The sequence below is a fragment of the Tsuneonella rigui genome, assembly GCF_003958625.1.
GTDB lineage: Bacteria > Pseudomonadota > Alphaproteobacteria > Sphingomonadales > Sphingomonadaceae > Tsuneonella > Tsuneonella rigui.
Genome location: NZ_RSEL01000027.1, coordinates 21,403 through 35,693 on the forward strand (window position 1 = coordinate 21,403; position 14,291 = coordinate 35,693).

Below are 14,291 nucleotides of genomic sequence, written 5' to 3' on the forward strand. Positions count from 1 at the left end.
GATGATGGCAAAAGTGCTCGGAGTGGGCGGCATATTCTTCAAGTCGGCCGACCCGCAGGCCACTCGCGAGTGGTACAATCAGGTGCTCGGCATCGAGTTCGAAGGCTGGGGGGGAACCGTTTTCCTGCCCGAAACCGCTGCCGCCCACCCTGGCGCCGGCACCGTGTTCAGCCCGTTCGACGCGGCGAACGACTACTTCGCGCCGTCGGAAGAGCAGTTCATGATCAACCTGATGGTCGACGATCTCGAAAGCATGCTGGTGCGCTGCGCCGGGCACGGGGTCGAGCCGATCCTGCACATGCCGAACGAGGCCAACGGCCACTTCGCGCACATCATGGATCCCGATGGCCGCAAGATCGAGCTGTGGGAGCCGAAGCCGATGGGCTGAAGGCGACCGTTCAGGCGGCGGGCTTCGGGGGCGTGGCGGCCACCTTCGGCGCCACCCGCCAGATCACGTTGCCGCCGTCGTCGGCGATCAGCAGCGCGCCGCTCGCGTCGAACCCGACACCAACCGGGCGCCCGCGCACGGTGAAGTCCTTGTCTGTGAACCCGCCGACGAAGGTCTGCGCCTTGCCGCTCGGCCGGCCATTGGCGAACGGCACGAACGCGACCTGGTAGCCGTTGGGCTTCTCGCGGTCCCAGCTGCCATGCTCGCCGATGAACGCACCGCCCTTGTACTGCGCGGGGAAGGCCGAGCCGTTCTCGAAGACAAGCCCAAGCCCGGCGACGTGCGATGACAGCGCGTAGTCAGGCGGAATCGCCTTCCTGACCATGTCGGGCCGCTCGGGCTTCACCCGCTTGTCGACATGCTGGCCGTAATAGCTCCACGGCCAGCCGTAGTGCGCCCCGGCCTGCACGTGCGTCATGTAGTCGGGCACGAGATCGTTGCCGAGCTCGTCGCGCTCGTTGACCACGGTCCACAGCTCGCCGGTGGTGGGGTTGAAGGTGAGGCCGTTGGGATTGCGCAGGCCGGTGGCATAGATGCGCTTGGCGCCGTCCTCCGGGTGCACTTCCCAGATGGCGGCGCGGCCTTCCTCGGCTTCCAGCCCGTTCTCGACGATGTTCGAGTTGGAGCCGACCCCGGCATAGAGGCGGCTGCCGTCGGGGCTGATGGTCAGGTCCTTGGTCCAGTGGTGATCGATCGTGCCCTTGGGCAAGTCGGTCAACCGCGTGGGGCGGCCGAGCCTGGTCTGGCCGGGCGTGAAATCCCACCGCAGGATCGCGCCCGTCTCCGCGACATAAAGATAGCCGCCGTTGACGACGATGCCGAATGGGGAATCGAGCTTCGAGGCGAGCACGGTCTTCTGGTCCGCCTTGCCGTCACCATCGGTGTCGCGGAGCAGCAGCAGGTCGTTTGCGGGTGGCTTGTCGGCGTGCGACGCGCCGAGCACCATCCCGTAGATGATGTCCTTCGGCCGGTTCACTCCCTCGAGGCCAGGCCCGCCGGATTCGACCACCAGCACGTCGCCGTTGGGCAGACCCAGCACCCGGCGCGGGCCGGCAAGGTCGGTCGCGAACGCAGTGATGGTGAACCCTTCGGGGACTGTCGGCGTCTGCCCGCTCTTCCAACCGACGATGTTGGCGATGCCCATCGGCGGGATCAGGAACTGCTGCGGCTCAGGCAGGAACGGATCGGCACCGATCTGGCGCGAGGGGTCGATGATCTCCTTCGAGCACCCCGTCAGCGCGAGCGCGGCGAGAGCGGCGGTAGCGAGCAGGCGCGGGCTCATCGTTCGTCCCTCCTCACCACGTGGACATAGGCGAGCCGCCCCCCGAGGTGTCCGCTGACGACGAGCAGCAACACGGTAATGATCGACAGCGTCAGCCCCGTCGGCACCACCGAGGTCCACCCGTCGCGGGCGTGGACGAAGTTGTTGAACAGCGCGACCACGAACAGCACGAGGTTGGCGATCATGTGGATCCAGCCGATCAGCGGCCGACCATCCTTGCAAGTGCCGAGGAAGAAATCGATCGCCCCGAACACCGCCGCGATTCCCGCAAACAGCGTACCGAACGCGAGCAGCCATTGCGAGATGTTGGTCCACTGCACGTTCGCCGTGTTGGCATAGGCGATATCGGTCAGCAGCGCGCCGATGAAGCACACGATCGGGAAAGGCACCAGCATCGCATGGATGGGCACGCCATGCAGCGTCGCCTTGGGGATGATCGGCGTGGACATGGGCAACCTCATCGCAGCGGAGATGGTTGCAAAGTTAACGAACCAGAGCCGCTCCGGTTTCAGTCGACCTGATAATTATTAGCGGCGGGCCAGTGCGGCCTCACTCTCGCTCATTAGCTCGGCGATGATGTCGGCGACCGGCTCCTCCGCCTTGACCATGCCGACCGACTGGCCCGCCATGAGGCTGCCGTTCTCGACATCGCCGTCGATCACCGCGCGGCGTAGCGCACCGGCCCAGTAGTGCTCGATCTGCAGTTGCGCCTCGGCCATCTCGACCGCGGAGCTGTCGAGCAGGCCAGCGACCTCGCGCTGCTTGGCGGTGAACAGCTCGGTGCCCTTGTTCTTGAGCGCGCGGACCGGGATCACCGGCAGGCGCGGATCGACCTGCACGCTCGCCACCGCATCGCGCGCACCGGCGCGGAAGAACGCCTTCTTGAAGTTCGGGTGCGCGATGCTCTCGGTCGCGCAGGCGAAGCGGGTGCCAAGCTGCACCCCTACCGCGCCCATTTCCAGATAGCCCGCGATCGCCTCGCCCCGGCCGATCCCGCCGGCGACGAACACGAGGTATTCCTCATTGAGCTCGGGTAGCATCTCCTGCGCCAGCACGCTGGTCGAGACCGGACCGATGTGGCCGCCCGCCTCCATCCCTTCGATCACCAGCGCGTCGCCGCCCGAGCGCAGCAGCTTCTTCGCCAGCGCGAGCGTCGGCGCGAACACCAGCACCTTGGCGCCGCCCCCATTTCCTTGGCCTGCCTTGATCGCCTCGACGCTGCCCTTGGGCGGGATGCCGCCCGCGAGCACCACGTGGCCGATCCCGTGCCGCCCGCAGACCTCGATCAGGTCGAACAGCTGCGGGTGCATGGTGATGAGGTTCACCCCGAACGGCTTGCCAGTGAGCGCCCTGGTCGCAGCGATCTCGGCATCGAGCAGCTCGGGCGTCATCGCTCCGCACGCGATCACCCCGAAGCCGCCCGCGTTGCTGATCGCCGAGACGAGGTTGCGCTCGGAAACCCAGCTCATCGCCCCGCACAGGATGGCATACTCGGTGCCGAGAAACTCGCGGCCGCGGCGCATCAGCGCGCTGGTCTTGGGATAGCTGCTCATGCGCGGGCGCTTAGGGACGGCGAGCCCACCGGGCAAGCGGGACGGCGCCTATTCGCAAAGACCCGCGGCCCGTTTGGCGATCCCGGAGAGACCCTTGCATTTGGGCTTGCCGGAGGGCGCGGGTGCGGCATTTTCCGCCTGCGGCGTGCCATCCATCCCGGGCAGGCCGAGCATCAGCGTGGTGTTCGAACGGAAGCGCACGCGCGCGATCCAGTCGGGCTTCCACGCCGCTTTCGCGTTCGCCGGGCGCGGCGGGTAGGAGAAATCGGCCTGCGGGCCGTAGCCGTAGAGCTGCGTCATCGCGACCTCGCCGGCTGCCTGCTTGACCTCCGCGGGCACGGTGCAGCTGACTTGCGACGAGGGCATGACCGTCCCCGCCGCCACCAGCTTGCCGACCGCGGCGGGCGAGAGCCAGCCCGCGAGCGCGCCGCCGAATTGCTGGCTGGAGGCCGAGCTCCACCACACCATGTCGCCGCCCTGCCCGCCGTCCTTCGCGCCCATCAGCCAGGCGTAATAGCCGGTCGCCTTGGGCAGCGCGTTCCAGTTCAGTTGGACAGCGCCGCTCGGCAGGTTGGCCGAGCGCGCCTGTAGCGCCGGCATGAAATCGTCCGCCAGGGTGAAGTCGATCTGCGGTGCGTACGTGCTGACCACCTTGTGCGGGCCGAGCAGCGAGGATTGCGCCGACACCTGCTTGCTGTCGCGCGCGTTGGGCCATTCGCCGTAGGTCGCGCTGTTGGAAGCGAGAATCTGCCAGTCTTCGGGTAGGTTCACCCCTTGGGCGAACAGGCCTGGCGGGACCTGCCCCTTGGCGAGCTTGGCGAAGTCGATCACGACCGGTTGCCCCTTGGGCGCATGCTCCCCGCAGCCCCAATAGAGGAGCAGCCGTCCCTTGGGCATCTGACCCGGCGGGATGGTGCCGGGCACGTATTCAGGCGCCTGCGCGCGCTCGGGCGTGATCAGCGGAACCGAAGCGCCCAGCTTGGCGACGGCCGGCATAAAGTGATCCGCCTTGGGCGCGCCGGTCGCCGCGCGATTGGAGCCGAGCCGCAGCTCCACCGTGTGCGCGACCTGCCCGCCGCCGCCGCGCATCATGTTCATCGCCATGCCCAGTCCGCTGCCGCCGGCGCCCATTCCCGCCATGCCCGAAAGCGTCGAGGCATCGACGGTATAGCGCGCCACCGTGGTCGAGGCGCCTTGCGACACCGCCGGCGCCGGAAGCGTGACCGCCGCGGCCGCGCCGCAAACCACCGCCGTGCCGGCGATCAGACGAAATTTCATGGACTTGCCTCCCTCACGCGCCGCGAACGGCGTCCCATTTTTCGGGCCATACACCGCCCGGCGGGGGCTGCGAAGAGGGGGCGATCAGCTGCCGTAGGACAGCGTGATGCGGGCGGCGGCATCGCGTGCCTTGCGGCGGGCGTCCTCGACATCCCCGGCGGTCGCCAACGCCACTCCCATGCGGCGATAGGGACGGCTGGTGGGCTTGCCGAAGATGCGCACGTCGGTGCCCTCCTCGGTCAGCGCCTCAGCGAGACCGGAGTAGGATACCGTCTCGCTGTCGCGATCGGCCAGGATCACTGCCGAGGCTGCGGGCCGGGCGCGGATGGCGGCGGGGATCGGCAGGCCGAGGATCGCGCGGGCATGGAGGTCGAACTCGCTGAGGTTCTGGCTGGCCAGCGTCACCATGCCGGTATCGTGCGGGCGCGGGCTGAGTTCGGAGAAGATGACTTCGTCGCCCTTCACGAAGAACTCGACCCCGAACAGGCCATGGCCGCCGAGATCGTCGACCACCTTGCGCGCCATATCCTGCGCGGCGGCGATTGCAGTCTCGGACATCGGAGTCGGCTGCCAGCTTTCGCGATAGTCGCCGCGTTCCTGGCGGTGACCGATCGGCGGGCAGAAGCTGACTCCACCCGCGTGGCGGACGGTGAGCAGGGTGATCTCGTAGTCGAACTCGACGAACGCCTCGACGATCACCCGCGCGCGGTCGCCGCGCATTCCGGAAACGGCGTAGTCCCACGCTGCGGCCAGCTCGGCCTCGCTGCGGACGGTCGACTGGCCCTTCCCGCTCGACGACATCACCGGCTTAATGACGCACGGGAAGCCGGTGAACGCGGCTGCCGCGCGCACTTCCTCCAGGCTCTCGGCATAGCGGTAGCGCGAAGTGACGAGGCCCAGCTCTCCCGCCGCGACATCGCGGATCGCGTCGCGGTTCATCGTCAGCTGCGCCGCGCGGGCAGAGGGCACGACGTGGAAGCCTTCGCTCTCCAGCTCGACCAGCACCTCGGTGCGGATCGCCTCGACCTCGGGCACGATGAAGTCCGGCCGATGCTTCTCCACCGCCGCGCGCAGGGCCGCGCCGTCGAGCATCGAGAACACTTCGCGCGCATCGGCCATCTGCATCGCCGGCGCGTTGTCATAGGCGTCGCACGCGATCACATAAGCGCCGAGGCGCTTGGCCGAGATGACGAATTCGCGCCCAAGCTCGCCCGAGCCGAGCAGCAGGATCGTCGCGGTGTGGCTCACCTTTGGGTCCTCAGGCGGCCTCGTCGCTCGCGTCGAGCCCGTAGGCGGTGTGCAGCACGCGCACCGCGAGCTCGGTCTCGTCCTCGTCAATCATGACCGAGACCTTGATCTCGCTGGTCGAGATCGCCTGGATGTTGATCCCGCGCTCGGCGAGCGCCTTGAACATCGTCGCGGCGACGCCCGCGTGGCTCTTCATGCCGACGCCGACCACGCTGATCTTGGCGATCTTGCTGTCGGTGATGATGCGGTTGAAGCCGATCTCCTCGCGCCGGTCCTCCAGCAGCGCCTGCGCGCGGGCGAGGTCGGCCATCGGCACGGTGAAGGTCACGTCGGTCTCGCCCTTGTCGCGACCGACGTTCTGAATGATCATGTCGACGTTGATGCTGGCGGCGGCAAGCGGCTCGAAGATATGCGCCACCGCGCCGGGCCGGTCGGGCACGCGGGTGAGGATGACCTTCGCTTCGTTCTTGTCGTGCGCGATGCCGGTGACGTGCTGGCGTTCCATCTCGCCTCTCTCCAAAATCTCTTCCATCTCGCTTTCCGAGACGATCATGGTGCCGGGGATCTCGTCGGCGGGCACGGCGTCGTCGCCGATGAAGCTCGAGAGGACCTGCACCCGCACGCCCTCCTTCATCGCGAGCCCGACCGAGCGGGTCTGCAGCACCTTGGCGCCGACGCTCGCGAGCTCGAGCATTTCCTCGTAGGTCACCGCCTTGAGCTTGCGCGCCTTGGCGACGATGCGCGGGTCGGTGGTGTAGACGCCGTCGACATCGGTGTAGATGTCGCACCGGTCCGCCCCGATCGCCGCCGCGACCGCGACCGCCGAGGTGTCCGACCCGCCGCGCCCCAGCGTGGTCACGCGGTTGTCGTGCCCCAGGCCCTGAAAACCCGGGATCACCGCGATCTCGCCCGCGGCCATGCTGGCGAGCAGCGCCTCGCTATCGATGTCCTCGATCCGGGCCTTGGCGTGCGCTTCGATGGTGTGGATCGGCAATTGCCAGCCGAGCCACGAGCGCGCCTTGCAGCCCAATGCCTGCAAGGTGAGCGCGAGGAGGCCGCTGGTCACCTGCTCGCCGCTGGCGACGACGACGTCGTACTCGGCCGGATCGTAGAGCGGGTTGGCCTCGCGACAGAAATTGACCAGCCGGTCGGTCTCGCCCGCCATTGCGGAGACGACCACCGCGACCTCGTGCCCGCCCGCGGCCTGCTTGCGCACGATGTTCGCCACCCGGCGGATGCGCTCGGTCCCGGCCATCGAGGTACCGCCGAATTTCATCACGATGCGCGCCAAGTGTGCACGACTCCCGCTGGATGCGTTACGGCGGCGCTGTTACGGGGGCCGCATGGTCGATGCAACACAGCCCGCCGCTAGCAAATCTTTGCCGGCCGCAACGATCCGCGCCGAAGAAGCCGCGCACTTCGGCAAGCTGGCAGCCGAATGGTGGGATCCTAAAGGCTCGTCGGCGATGCTCCACCGCCTCAACCCGGTGCGGCTCGGCTTCATCCGGGACGCTATCGACCGCCACTGGCGCCTGGACGGCGAATGCGTGCGGCCACTTACCGGCAAGACGGCGCTCGACGTCGGCTGCGGGGCGGGCCTGCTGTGCGAGCCGCTCGCCCGGCTGGGCGCGCACGTCACCGGGGTCGATGCCGCGCCGGAGAACATCGCGGCGGCGCAGGCGCACGCCGCGGGATCGGGCCTGACGATCGACTATCGCGCGGGCGAGCTATCCACGCTGCCAGCCGCGACCTTCGATCTCGTCACCTGCCTCGAGGTGATCGAGCACGTCGCCGACAAACGCGCCTTCATCGGCGAACTGGCGGCGCGGCTGGCGCCGGGCGGACTGATGATCCTCTCCACGCCCAACCGCACGCCGCAGTCGCGGCTCTTATTGGTCGATGCGGCGGAGACCGTCGGCGTGATCCCGCGCGGCACCCATCACTGGGATGATTTCGCGACCCCCGACGAGCTTCGGGAACTGCTGGCCGGAGCCGGGCTGGCGATGGGCGAACCCCAAGGCATCGCCTTCTCGCCGACGAGAGGCCTGCACCTCTCGCCCGACCTGTCGCTCAACTACATCGTCACGGCCGTGCGGAGCGCCTGAGCGCCGCCGCGAGCGCGGGGTCGTCGGTGAACAGGCCATCAACTCCGGTCGCTGCGAGCAGGCCCCAAGCCGCTGCGTAGTTGCCCTCCGCGGTGGGATCGCTGCCGTTCCGCAGCGGTGCGGGGAGGAACGCGTTCTCCTTCCGCAGCGTCCACGCGTGCACCTTGAGGCCCGCGGAATGCGCCTGCTCGACCAGCGGTGTCGCCTTGCCGTCGGCGGCGGCAACCTGCCGAACGTCGGGCCCGATCGCATCGGCATAAGCCGCGATTTCGGCGAGACCACTGGGCGTCAGCATCTCGGCATAAGTCATGCCGGGCTCGTCCGCCGGACCGCCATCGGGTGACACCAATTGCACAAGTCGTGCGTCGGTCAGCTTGTCGAGACGCTTGAGCGGCGCCACCTCGAAGCTCTGAATGAAGATCGGCGCGTCGGCTGTGTCGAGACCTTCCTTCTTCAGCGCCGTGACCAGCAAGTCGACGCTGTCGATCCCCTGGCTGAGCAGGAAGGCGGGGTGCTTGAGCTCCGGATAGAGACCGATCCGGTGGCCCTTCTCGGCCTCCTTGGCCCGGACCAGGCTGACGATTTCGGCGAAAGTCGGCACCTGATAGAGACCGTCGAAGCGGGCGTTGCCGGGGCGGATCGCCGGTAGGCGCTCCTTCGCGCGCAATGTGCGCAGTTCGGCGAGCGTGAAGTCCTCCGCAAACCAGCCGACGACCAACTGCCCGTCGATCTCCTTCGAACGGCGTCGGTCGGCGAACTGTTCGCGGTCCGCGACATCGGTGGTGTCGCTCAGCTCGTTCTCGTGCCGCGCGACCAGCACCAGGTCCTTGGTTACGACGAGGTCCGGCTCGATGAAGTCGGCCCCCGCATCGATCGCGCGCTCGTAGGCGGCGAGGGTGTGCTCGGGCCGTTCCCCGCTCGCGCCGCGGTGCGCGATGATCAGCTGGGCGTGAGCGGGCATGGCCGTCAGGAAGGCGGCGAGGACAAGCAGGATTCGCATGGCGGCGGTTGTGGCAAGGGCCCGATGAATATCAACCGAGCGCCGCGGTGATCGCCTCGCGCGCCTGCGCTTCGCGCGCGGCCCAGTCGCCCGAGATCGTGCGATAAGTGACGCCCGTTTGTCGCAGGAGGTCCTCGGCGACCTGGGCAAACTCCATGCGCGCTTCCTCCAAGCCGAAGAAGCGAGTTCCGTCGAACACCCACGGCACGTCGGGCGAGAACAGCAGGTAGAGCTCCGCCTTGTCGTATTGCAGCAGCTCGTCCGGGATATGGTTGAACAGCATCTGCGACCAGGCGGCGGTCATCAGCGGGTCGGTATCGAGCAGCGCCAGCCGGGGCTTGTCCGCGGTCGCGGCGCGCATCGATCGGTCCTGCGCCCGCGCAATCGTGAGCAGCGCGTCCATGGTGAACTCTGTCGAGACCGTCTCGGCGTAGGTGCGCCCGTATTCCGCTACCAGCGGACAATCGAAGTCCGCCGCAAGCTGCTGCGCGAGGGTCGACTTGCCGGTGCTCTCGGCACCGTGAAAACACACCCGGATCATGCCGGCTTCCCCCGATAGGCGCGGGTCCATTCGCGCAGGCCGATGATGGATAGGACCAGGAACGCGGCGTAGAGCACCGCGAGCAGATGAAGATCGCGGATCACGTAGAGCACGATCGAAACCACGTCGATCACCACCCACGCCGCCCAGTTTTCGATCCGCCGGAACGAGAGCAGGATCTGCGCGGCGATGCTCATGCCGGTGACGGCGCTGTCCGCCATCGGCAGCGCGGCGTTGGTATAGCGCGCCATCGTCAGCCCGAGCGCCACGCTGCCCGCAGCGGTGGCGGCGAGCCAGGCGATCCGGGCGGGCCAGCTTAGCCAGCGCACCGGCACTTCGTCATCCGCCCCCTTGGCGCGCGACCACAGCCACCAGCCCCACGCGTTGACGATGAAGAAGAACACCTGGAGCCCGGCCTCCGCGTAGAGGCGCGCCTCCACCAGCACCACGCCGATGCAGCTGACCATCGCCATCGCGACGGGGAAGTTCCACACCGATCGGCGGATCAGCAAAATAATGTTGAGGAAGCCGAGGACGAACCCGGCGATCTCCAGCGGGCTCATCGGCTCAGCCCAGCTTGGCTTCCCATTCCGCCGCGTCGAACCCCACCAGCACGCCCCCGCCGCACGCCTCGCCGCACTCGATCACCGGGCGCTTGATCACCGTCGGGCGCGCCACCATCAGGCGGATCGCCTTTTCGGCGTCGAGGTTCTCCTGCTGCGCAGGTTCGAGGCTGCGGAATGTGGTGCCGCGGCGGTTAAGCAGCTTCTCCCACCCCACCGCCTCGACCCAGCCGCGCACGCGGTCCTGGTCGGCGCCTTCCTTCTTGAAGTCGTGGAACTCGTACTCGGTGCCCTTCGCGCTGAGCCAGGTGCGCGCTTTCTTGACCGTGTCGCAGTTGGTGATGCCGTAGAAATGGATCGTCATGGGTCCTGTCCAGTAAAACGGTGCACCCGCGGCTCAGCGCAGGCGAACAGCGTGTATTCCGCATAGTATTGTTGGCGCCCCTTGTGCTGGACCGCGCGGTGCTCGGCAAGCCTGCCCCACGCGCGGGCGCTCGCTTCATCGTCCCATTCGCTGATCGCGACCACCTCGCCGTCGTCGGCGGTGTAGGACTTGAAGCTGCGGTAGCCGGGTTGGGCCTGCGCCATTCGCTCCATTTCGTCGGCGTCGGCATCATAGGCGGCGGCGTCCATGTCGCCGCGCTTGCGGTTGCGAAAGACGACGAGAAACATCAGCGCTCTCCCAGGTGCGCGTCGGCGATGGCCACCGCGAGCGCATCGGCTGCGTCTGCGCCCGCGATCTGCGCGCCGGGCAGCAGCACCTTGAGCATGGCCTGAACTTGCGCCTTTTCCGCGCCGCCGGTGCCGACCACCGCTTTCTTCACCAACCGCGCGGCATGCTCACGCACCGGCACCCCGGCCCGCCCGCACGCCGCCAGCACCGCGCCGCGCGCCTGCGCGAGCTTGAGGGTCGACTGCGGGTTCTTGTTGACGAACACTTCCTCGATCCCGACCCGGTCGGGCGCGTGGACCGCGATCAGCGCGGCAACCGCGTCGTGGAGGTGGTGCAGCCGCTCGGCCATCGGCGCCTTCGCGTCGGTCGGAATCTGGCCGTTGGCGAGGTGGCTCAGCCGCGAACCCTCGGCGCGGACGACGCCCCACCCGGTGCACGAAAGTGAAGGGTCGAGGCCCAGAATAATCATGAAGGCATTATCAGAGCCGCAGTCCCAGTCGCGGCCCGACCTGCATCATTGCGAGGTAGAGCACCACCGTCAGCGCACAGCCAGCCGCGAGCGCGAGCCAGAAGTTGACGCCGCCACGCAGCAGTGCGGGGATGAGCAGGAACATCGGCAGGCTCGGCAGGACGTACCAGAAGGTCGCCTGTGCGTGGATGGCCATGTTTTCCGCATCAGGCCTCTGGTGCCACAGGAAGATCATCCCCAGCACCGAGACCAGCGGCAGCGACGCGACCACCGCCGCGGTCGCCGGCAACCGCCGCCCGATCTCCGAGATGGCCGCGATCATCGCCCCGGCGAGCAACGCCCTGGCGACGAGCGCCCAGGTCATCCCAGCTTTTCCGCCACCGCGTCGCTGACGGTGTAGTTGCCCCACACGGTCTGCACATCGTCGTCGTCTTCCAGCGCATCGACCAGCTTGAACAGCGTGGGCGCATCCCCTTCCGCCACGTCGACCGTCAGGTTCGGCTTCCACGCCAGCTTGACCGATTCCGGCTCGCCCAAGACCTTCTGCAGGCCGCCCGCCACTTCGTGCAAGGACTCCATGTCGGTCCAGATGGTGTGGCCGTCATCGTCGCTTTCGACATCGTCCGCGCCCGCCTCGATCGCGGCTTCGAGGACTTTCTCCTCGTCGCCCGCACTCGCCGGATACTCGATCAGGCCCTTGCGCTCGAACCCGTGGCTGACCGCGCCGCTCGCACCGAGATTGCCGCCGTTCTTGGCAAACGCGGTGCGCACGTTGGTGGCGGTCCGGTTGCGGTTGTCGGTCAGCGCCTCGACGATCAGCGCGACGCCGCCGGGGCCGTAACCTTCGTAGCGCACTTCCTCGTAATCCTCGCCCCCGGCTGCCGCCGCCTTCTCGATGGCGCGGGCGATATTGTCCTTCGGCATCGACAGCGCCTTGGCGTTGTTGACCGCCAGCCGCAGGCGCGGATTCATGTCCGGATCGGGCGCCCCCATCTTGGCCGCGACGGTGATCTCGCGGGACAGCTTCGAGAACTGCGCCGAGCGCTTCTTGTCCTGCGCGCCCTTGCGGTGCATGATGTTTTTGAACTTGGAATGGCCTGCCATGGGTCCGTTCTGCTGACTGTGATTTTCGAAAACGGGGGCGCATTAGCCGCATGAGCGGGCAACCGACAAGAGCGGGATGGATCGGGCGCGTGCCCGGCGAATGGCGCGCCTTCGCGGCGTTCCTGCGCAATCCAGTCCTGCCCGACCGGGCGCGGATCTCGCTGCTCGGCTCGGCGCGCGCGCTGCCGCCGCTGTTCGTGCTCGACATGCTGCTGATGGCGGTGGTGTTGGGTGGCATCGGTGTCGCCACCGCGCTGGGTCTCAAGCTGCCCGAGCACATGCTCAACGAGCTTCAGCTGAGCCCGGGACTGATCGCCTTCATCGTGATCGGCGCGCCGATTGCCGAGGAAGCGCTGTTCCGCGGTTGGCTGTCGGGCCGACCGGGCCACATCCTCGCCGTGGTCGCACTGCTGGTCGGCGGCGCGCTGCTGGTGATTATACCGCATCCGATCGTGAAACTCGTCGGCGTCGCGGGCGGTTTGACTGCAATAGCGGCCCTCGTCATGCTCCGCGGCCGACCGGCGCTATCGTGGTTCCAGCGCCATTTCCGCTGGTTCTACTACGCGAGCGCGCTGCTGTTCGCGGCCATGCACCTGACCAATTTCGCCGCCGGCGGCATTTCGCCGACGTTCCTGCCGCTGGTGCTGCCGCAGCTCATGCTCGGGCTGGTGCTCGGCTACATCCGGGTGAACTACGGCCTGTTCACCGGCGCGGCGTTGCACATGCTGCACAACGCCGCATTCGCCGGCCTGATGCTGCTCGGGGCGAGCTAGTCCTACCCGTTGACGACGGTCCCGCCGTTGGGGTGCAGCACTTGTCCCGACATGTAGCTTGAATCCTCGCACGCGAGAAACAGGAACGCGGGCGCCACCTCGTTCGGCTGGCCGGGCCGGCCCATCGGGGTGTCCTCACCGAAGGTCTTCATCTTTTCCTTCGACGCGCCGCCGAACGGGTTGAGCGGGGTCCAGATCGGTCCCGGCGCCACGCCGTTCACGCGAATCCCGTCTGCGATCAGGTTCTCCGACAGCGAGCGGGTGAACGCGGTAATCGCGCCCTTGGTGCTCGAATAGTCGAGCAGCTCCTTCGAGCCCTGGTACATCGTGATCGAGGTGCAGTTGATGATCGACGCACCCTTTTTCAGGTGCGGCCGCGCCGCCTGGACAAGATAGAACATCGAGAAGATGTTGGTCTGGAACGTACGCTGGAGCTGCTCGACCGTGATGTCGGTGATGTCCTCGTCCGGGTGTTGCTCGCCCGCATTGTTGACCAGCACGTCGAGCCGGCCCCACTGGTGGATCGTCTTCTTGACCAGCTCCTTGCCGACCTCCGGATCACCCAGGTCGCCGCGATGGAGCAGGGCTTCGCTGCCTTCGTCCTTGATCCGGTCGGCAGTGAACTTGGCGTCGTCGTCCTCTTCGAGATAGGCGATGGCGACCTTGGCCCCTTCGCGCGCGAACAGGATGGCGGTCGCGCGGCCGATCCCGCTGTCGCCGCCGGTGACGATCGCGACCTTGCCCTTGAGCCGTCCGGAGCCGGGATAACGCGGCTCCCACTCGGGCTTGTCCTTCATCTGGCTTTCGTGGCCGGGCATCCGCGGCTCTTCGCCGGTTTCCTCGACGTGAGCCTTGTCGACGGTTTCGAGTTCCTGTGTGTCCTCAGTCATGGGGATGAGTGTCCTTTCACCCATCCCAACCGACACTTTGCGGCGCCGTTCCGCCGCTTCGTCGCGCGTCAGCCCAGGCCGAGCGCGTTCTTGTAGACCTCGAGAATGGTTTCCATCTCGGCGCGGTCGTCGGGCTTCATCTTCCTGAGGCGCACCACCTGGCGCATGATCTTGGCGTCGTAGCCGACCGCCTTAGCCTCCGCGTAGACGTCGCGAATGTCGTCGGCGATGCCCTTCTTTTCTTCCTCGAGACGCTCGATGCGTTCGATCAGCAGGCGCAGGCGGTCGTCGGTGGCGTCGGCCATTTCAAGTGAGCTCCGGTGAGATGTGAGAATCGGTTGGCCGCTCGATAGCCAGCCCGCTG

19 protein-coding genes are annotated in these 14,291 nt (G+C 67.4%); 3 read left to right on the forward strand and 16 right to left on the reverse strand.

The features are described from left to right. The first annotated feature begins 4 nt into the window (after positions 1–4). On the forward strand, positions 5–388 hold the full coding sequence (locus ELY12_RS11460) for a VOC family protein (RefSeq protein ID WP_126176848.1): 384 nt from the start codon (positions 5–7) through the stop codon (positions 386–388). Positions 389–398: 10 nt separating this feature from the next. Here ELY12_RS11460 and ELY12_RS11465 read toward each other — a convergent pair whose 3' ends face one another. The 6 genes from ELY12_RS11465 to ELY12_RS11490 form a co-directional block, all read right to left on the reverse strand. Further along, positions 399–1,730 (reverse strand): PQQ-dependent sugar dehydrogenase, encoded by a 1,332-nt coding sequence (locus ELY12_RS11465; protein ID WP_126176849.1) that lies wholly within the window; start codon positions 1,728–1,730, stop codon positions 399–401. Continuing rightward, positions 1,727–2,179 (reverse strand): DUF2231 domain-containing protein, encoded by a 453-nt coding sequence (locus ELY12_RS11470; protein WP_206435820.1) that lies wholly within the window; start codon positions 2,177–2,179, stop codon positions 1,727–1,729. Before ELY12_RS11470 ends, ELY12_RS11465 begins: the two co-directional genes overlap by 4 nt. A 78-nt stretch (positions 2,180–2,257) precedes the next feature. Further along, positions 2,258–3,283: an NAD(P)H-dependent flavin oxidoreductase gene (locus ELY12_RS11475; protein ID WP_126176850.1), complete on the reverse strand. Its 1,026-nt coding sequence runs from the start codon at positions 3,281–3,283 to the stop codon at positions 2,258–2,260. A gap of 48 nt (positions 3,284–3,331) precedes the next feature. After that, a complete protein-coding gene (locus ELY12_RS11480; protein ID WP_126176851.1) occupies positions 3,332–4,561 on the reverse strand; it encodes a hypothetical protein in 1,230 nt (409 codons plus the stop codon). Between the two features lie 84 nt (positions 4,562–4,645). Then, entirely contained in the window at positions 4,646–5,809 is a 1,164-nt protein-coding gene (gene purT, locus ELY12_RS11485; RefSeq protein WP_126176852.1) for a formate-dependent phosphoribosylglycinamide formyltransferase, read from the reverse strand. Positions 5,810–5,819: 10 nt separating this feature from the next. Next, the gene (locus tag ELY12_RS11490; RefSeq protein WP_126176853.1) at positions 5,820–7,100 is read right to left on the reverse strand and encodes an aspartate kinase; all 1,281 of its coding nucleotides are present in this window, start codon (positions 7,098–7,100) and stop codon (positions 5,820–5,822) included. A 52-nt stretch (positions 7,101–7,152) separates the two neighbouring features. Here ELY12_RS11490 and ubiG point away from each other — a divergent pair, with 52 nt between their 5' ends. Continuing rightward, the gene (gene ubiG / locus ELY12_RS11495) at positions 7,153–7,914 is read left to right on the forward strand and encodes a bifunctional 2-polyprenyl-6-hydroxyphenol methylase/3-demethylubiquinol 3-O-methyltransferase UbiG (protein ID WP_126176854.1); all 762 of its coding nucleotides are present in this window, start codon (positions 7,153–7,155) and stop codon (positions 7,912–7,914) included. Here the strand turns inward: ubiG and ELY12_RS11500 are convergent. Genes ELY12_RS11500 through ELY12_RS11535 form a run of 8 tightly spaced genes read right to left on the reverse strand, consistent with a single transcriptional unit; the run spans position 7,892 to position 12,264 of the window. Continuing rightward, the gene (locus ELY12_RS11500) at positions 7,892–8,914 is read right to left on the reverse strand and encodes a glycerophosphodiester phosphodiesterase (RefSeq protein ID WP_126176855.1); all 1,023 of its coding nucleotides are present in this window, start codon (positions 8,912–8,914) and stop codon (positions 7,892–7,894) included. The two genes, ubiG and ELY12_RS11500, sit on opposite strands and share 23 nt — an antisense overlap. 31 nt (positions 8,915–8,945) lie before the next feature. Continuing rightward, positions 8,946–9,455, reverse strand: a complete 510-nt coding sequence (locus ELY12_RS11505; RefSeq protein WP_126176856.1) for an AAA family ATPase — start codon at positions 9,453–9,455, stop codon at positions 8,946–8,948. Further along, positions 9,452–10,018: a nicotinamide riboside transporter PnuC gene (gene pnuC, locus ELY12_RS11510; RefSeq protein WP_126176857.1), complete on the reverse strand. Its 567-nt coding sequence runs from the start codon at positions 10,016–10,018 to the stop codon at positions 9,452–9,454. The genes ELY12_RS11505 and pnuC overlap by 4 nt, the downstream gene beginning before the upstream one ends. Positions 10,019–10,022: 4 nt before the next feature. Beyond that, positions 10,023–10,382: an arsenate reductase gene (locus ELY12_RS11515; RefSeq protein ID WP_126176858.1), complete on the reverse strand. Its 360-nt coding sequence runs from the start codon at positions 10,380–10,382 to the stop codon at positions 10,023–10,025. Next, complete coding sequence (locus ELY12_RS11520; protein WP_126176859.1) at positions 10,379–10,690, reverse strand: antibiotic biosynthesis monooxygenase family protein; 312 nt, start codon at positions 10,688–10,690, stop codon at positions 10,379–10,381. The genes ELY12_RS11515 and ELY12_RS11520 overlap by 4 nt, the downstream gene beginning before the upstream one ends. Beyond that, entirely contained in the window at positions 10,690–11,160 is a 471-nt protein-coding gene (gene ruvC, locus ELY12_RS11525; protein ID WP_126176860.1) for a crossover junction endodeoxyribonuclease RuvC, read from the reverse strand. The genes ELY12_RS11520 and ruvC overlap by 1 nt, the downstream gene beginning before the upstream one ends. A 10-nt stretch (positions 11,161–11,170) precedes the next feature. Continuing rightward, positions 11,171–11,524 carry a DUF3147 family protein gene (locus tag ELY12_RS11530; protein ID WP_126176861.1) on the reverse strand — a complete coding sequence of 118 codons (354 nt, stop codon included), beginning with the start codon at positions 11,522–11,524 and terminating at the stop codon, positions 11,171–11,173. Next, positions 11,521–12,264 (reverse strand): YebC/PmpR family DNA-binding transcriptional regulator, encoded by a 744-nt coding sequence (locus tag ELY12_RS11535; protein ID WP_126176862.1) that lies wholly within the window; start codon positions 12,262–12,264, stop codon positions 11,521–11,523. The genes ELY12_RS11530 and ELY12_RS11535 overlap by 4 nt, the downstream gene beginning before the upstream one ends. Positions 12,265–12,314: 50 nt before the next feature. Between ELY12_RS11535 and ELY12_RS11540 the strand changes: the two genes are divergently transcribed. Continuing rightward, entirely contained in the window at positions 12,315–13,037 is a 723-nt protein-coding gene (locus ELY12_RS11540; protein ID WP_126176863.1) for a CPBP family glutamic-type intramembrane protease, read from the forward strand. Positions 13,038–13,039: 2 nt separating this feature from the next. Here the strand turns inward: ELY12_RS11540 and ELY12_RS11545 are convergent, their stop codons facing one another. Both ELY12_RS11545 and ELY12_RS11550 read right to left on the reverse strand, forming a co-directional pair. Further along, positions 13,040–13,927 (reverse strand): SDR family oxidoreductase, encoded by an 888-nt coding sequence (locus tag ELY12_RS11545; protein ID WP_206435821.1) that lies wholly within the window; start codon positions 13,925–13,927, stop codon positions 13,040–13,042. Positions 13,928–13,995: 68 nt separating this feature from the next. Beyond that, positions 13,996–14,232 carry a DUF2312 domain-containing protein gene (locus ELY12_RS11550; RefSeq protein WP_126176864.1) on the reverse strand — a complete coding sequence of 79 codons (237 nt, stop codon included), beginning with the start codon at positions 14,230–14,232 and terminating at the stop codon, positions 13,996–13,998. Positions 14,233–14,291 lie beyond the last annotated feature (59 nt).

Bases quoted from the DNA above. Each gene is read 5' to 3' on its own strand.
- ELY12_RS11540 (WP_126176863.1), top strand. From the start codon at position 12,315: ATGAGCGGGCAACCGACAAGAGCGGGATGGATCGGGCGCGTGCCCGGC.
- ELY12_RS11475 (WP_126176850.1), bottom strand. From the start codon at position 3,283: ATGAGCAGCTATCCCAAGACCAGCGCGCTGATGCGCCGCGGCCGCGAG.
- ubiG (WP_126176854.1), top strand. From the start codon at position 7,153: ATGGTCGATGCAACACAGCCCGCCGCTAGCAAATCTTTGCCGGCCGCA.
- ELY12_RS11480 (WP_126176851.1), bottom strand. From the start codon at position 4,561: ATGAAATTTCGTCTGATCGCCGGCACGGCGGTGGTTTGCGGCGCGGCC.
- ELY12_RS11500 (WP_126176855.1), bottom strand. From the start codon at position 8,914: ATGCGAATCCTGCTTGTCCTCGCCGCCTTCCTGACGGCCATGCCCGCT.
- ELY12_RS11505 (WP_126176856.1), bottom strand. From the start codon at position 9,455: ATGATCCGGGTGTGTTTTCACGGTGCCGAGAGCACCGGCAAGTCGACC.
- ELY12_RS11460 (WP_126176848.1), top strand. From the start codon at position 5: ATGGCAAAAGTGCTCGGAGTGGGCGGCATATTCTTCAAGTCGGCCGAC.
- ELY12_RS11515 (WP_126176858.1), bottom strand. From the start codon at position 10,382: ATGACGATCCATTTCTACGGCATCACCAACTGCGACACGGTCAAGAAA.
- ELY12_RS11470 (WP_206435820.1), bottom strand. From the start codon at position 2,179: ATGTCCACGCCGATCATCCCCAAGGCGACGCTGCATGGCGTGCCCATC.
- ELY12_RS11535 (WP_126176862.1), bottom strand. From the start codon at position 12,264: ATGGCAGGCCATTCCAAGTTCAAAAACATCATGCACCGCAAGGGCGCG.
- ELY12_RS11465 (WP_126176849.1), bottom strand. From the start codon at position 1,730: ATGAGCCCGCGCCTGCTCGCTACCGCCGCTCTCGCCGCGCTCGCGCTG.
- ELY12_RS11550 (WP_126176864.1), bottom strand. From the start codon at position 14,232: ATGGCCGACGCCACCGACGACCGCCTGCGCCTGCTGATCGAACGCATC.
- ELY12_RS11520 (WP_126176859.1), bottom strand. From the start codon at position 10,690: ATGTTTCTCGTCGTCTTTCGCAACCGCAAGCGCGGCGACATGGACGCC.
- ELY12_RS11545 (WP_206435821.1), bottom strand. From the start codon at position 13,927: ATGACTGAGGACACACAGGAACTCGAAACCGTCGACAAGGCTCACGTC.
- ELY12_RS11530 (WP_126176861.1), bottom strand. From the start codon at position 11,524: ATGACCTGGGCGCTCGTCGCCAGGGCGTTGCTCGCCGGGGCGATGATC.
- ruvC (WP_126176860.1), bottom strand. From the start codon at position 11,160: ATGATTATTCTGGGCCTCGACCCTTCACTTTCGTGCACCGGGTGGGGC.
- pnuC (WP_126176857.1), bottom strand. From the start codon at position 10,018: ATGAGCCCGCTGGAGATCGCCGGGTTCGTCCTCGGCTTCCTCAACATT.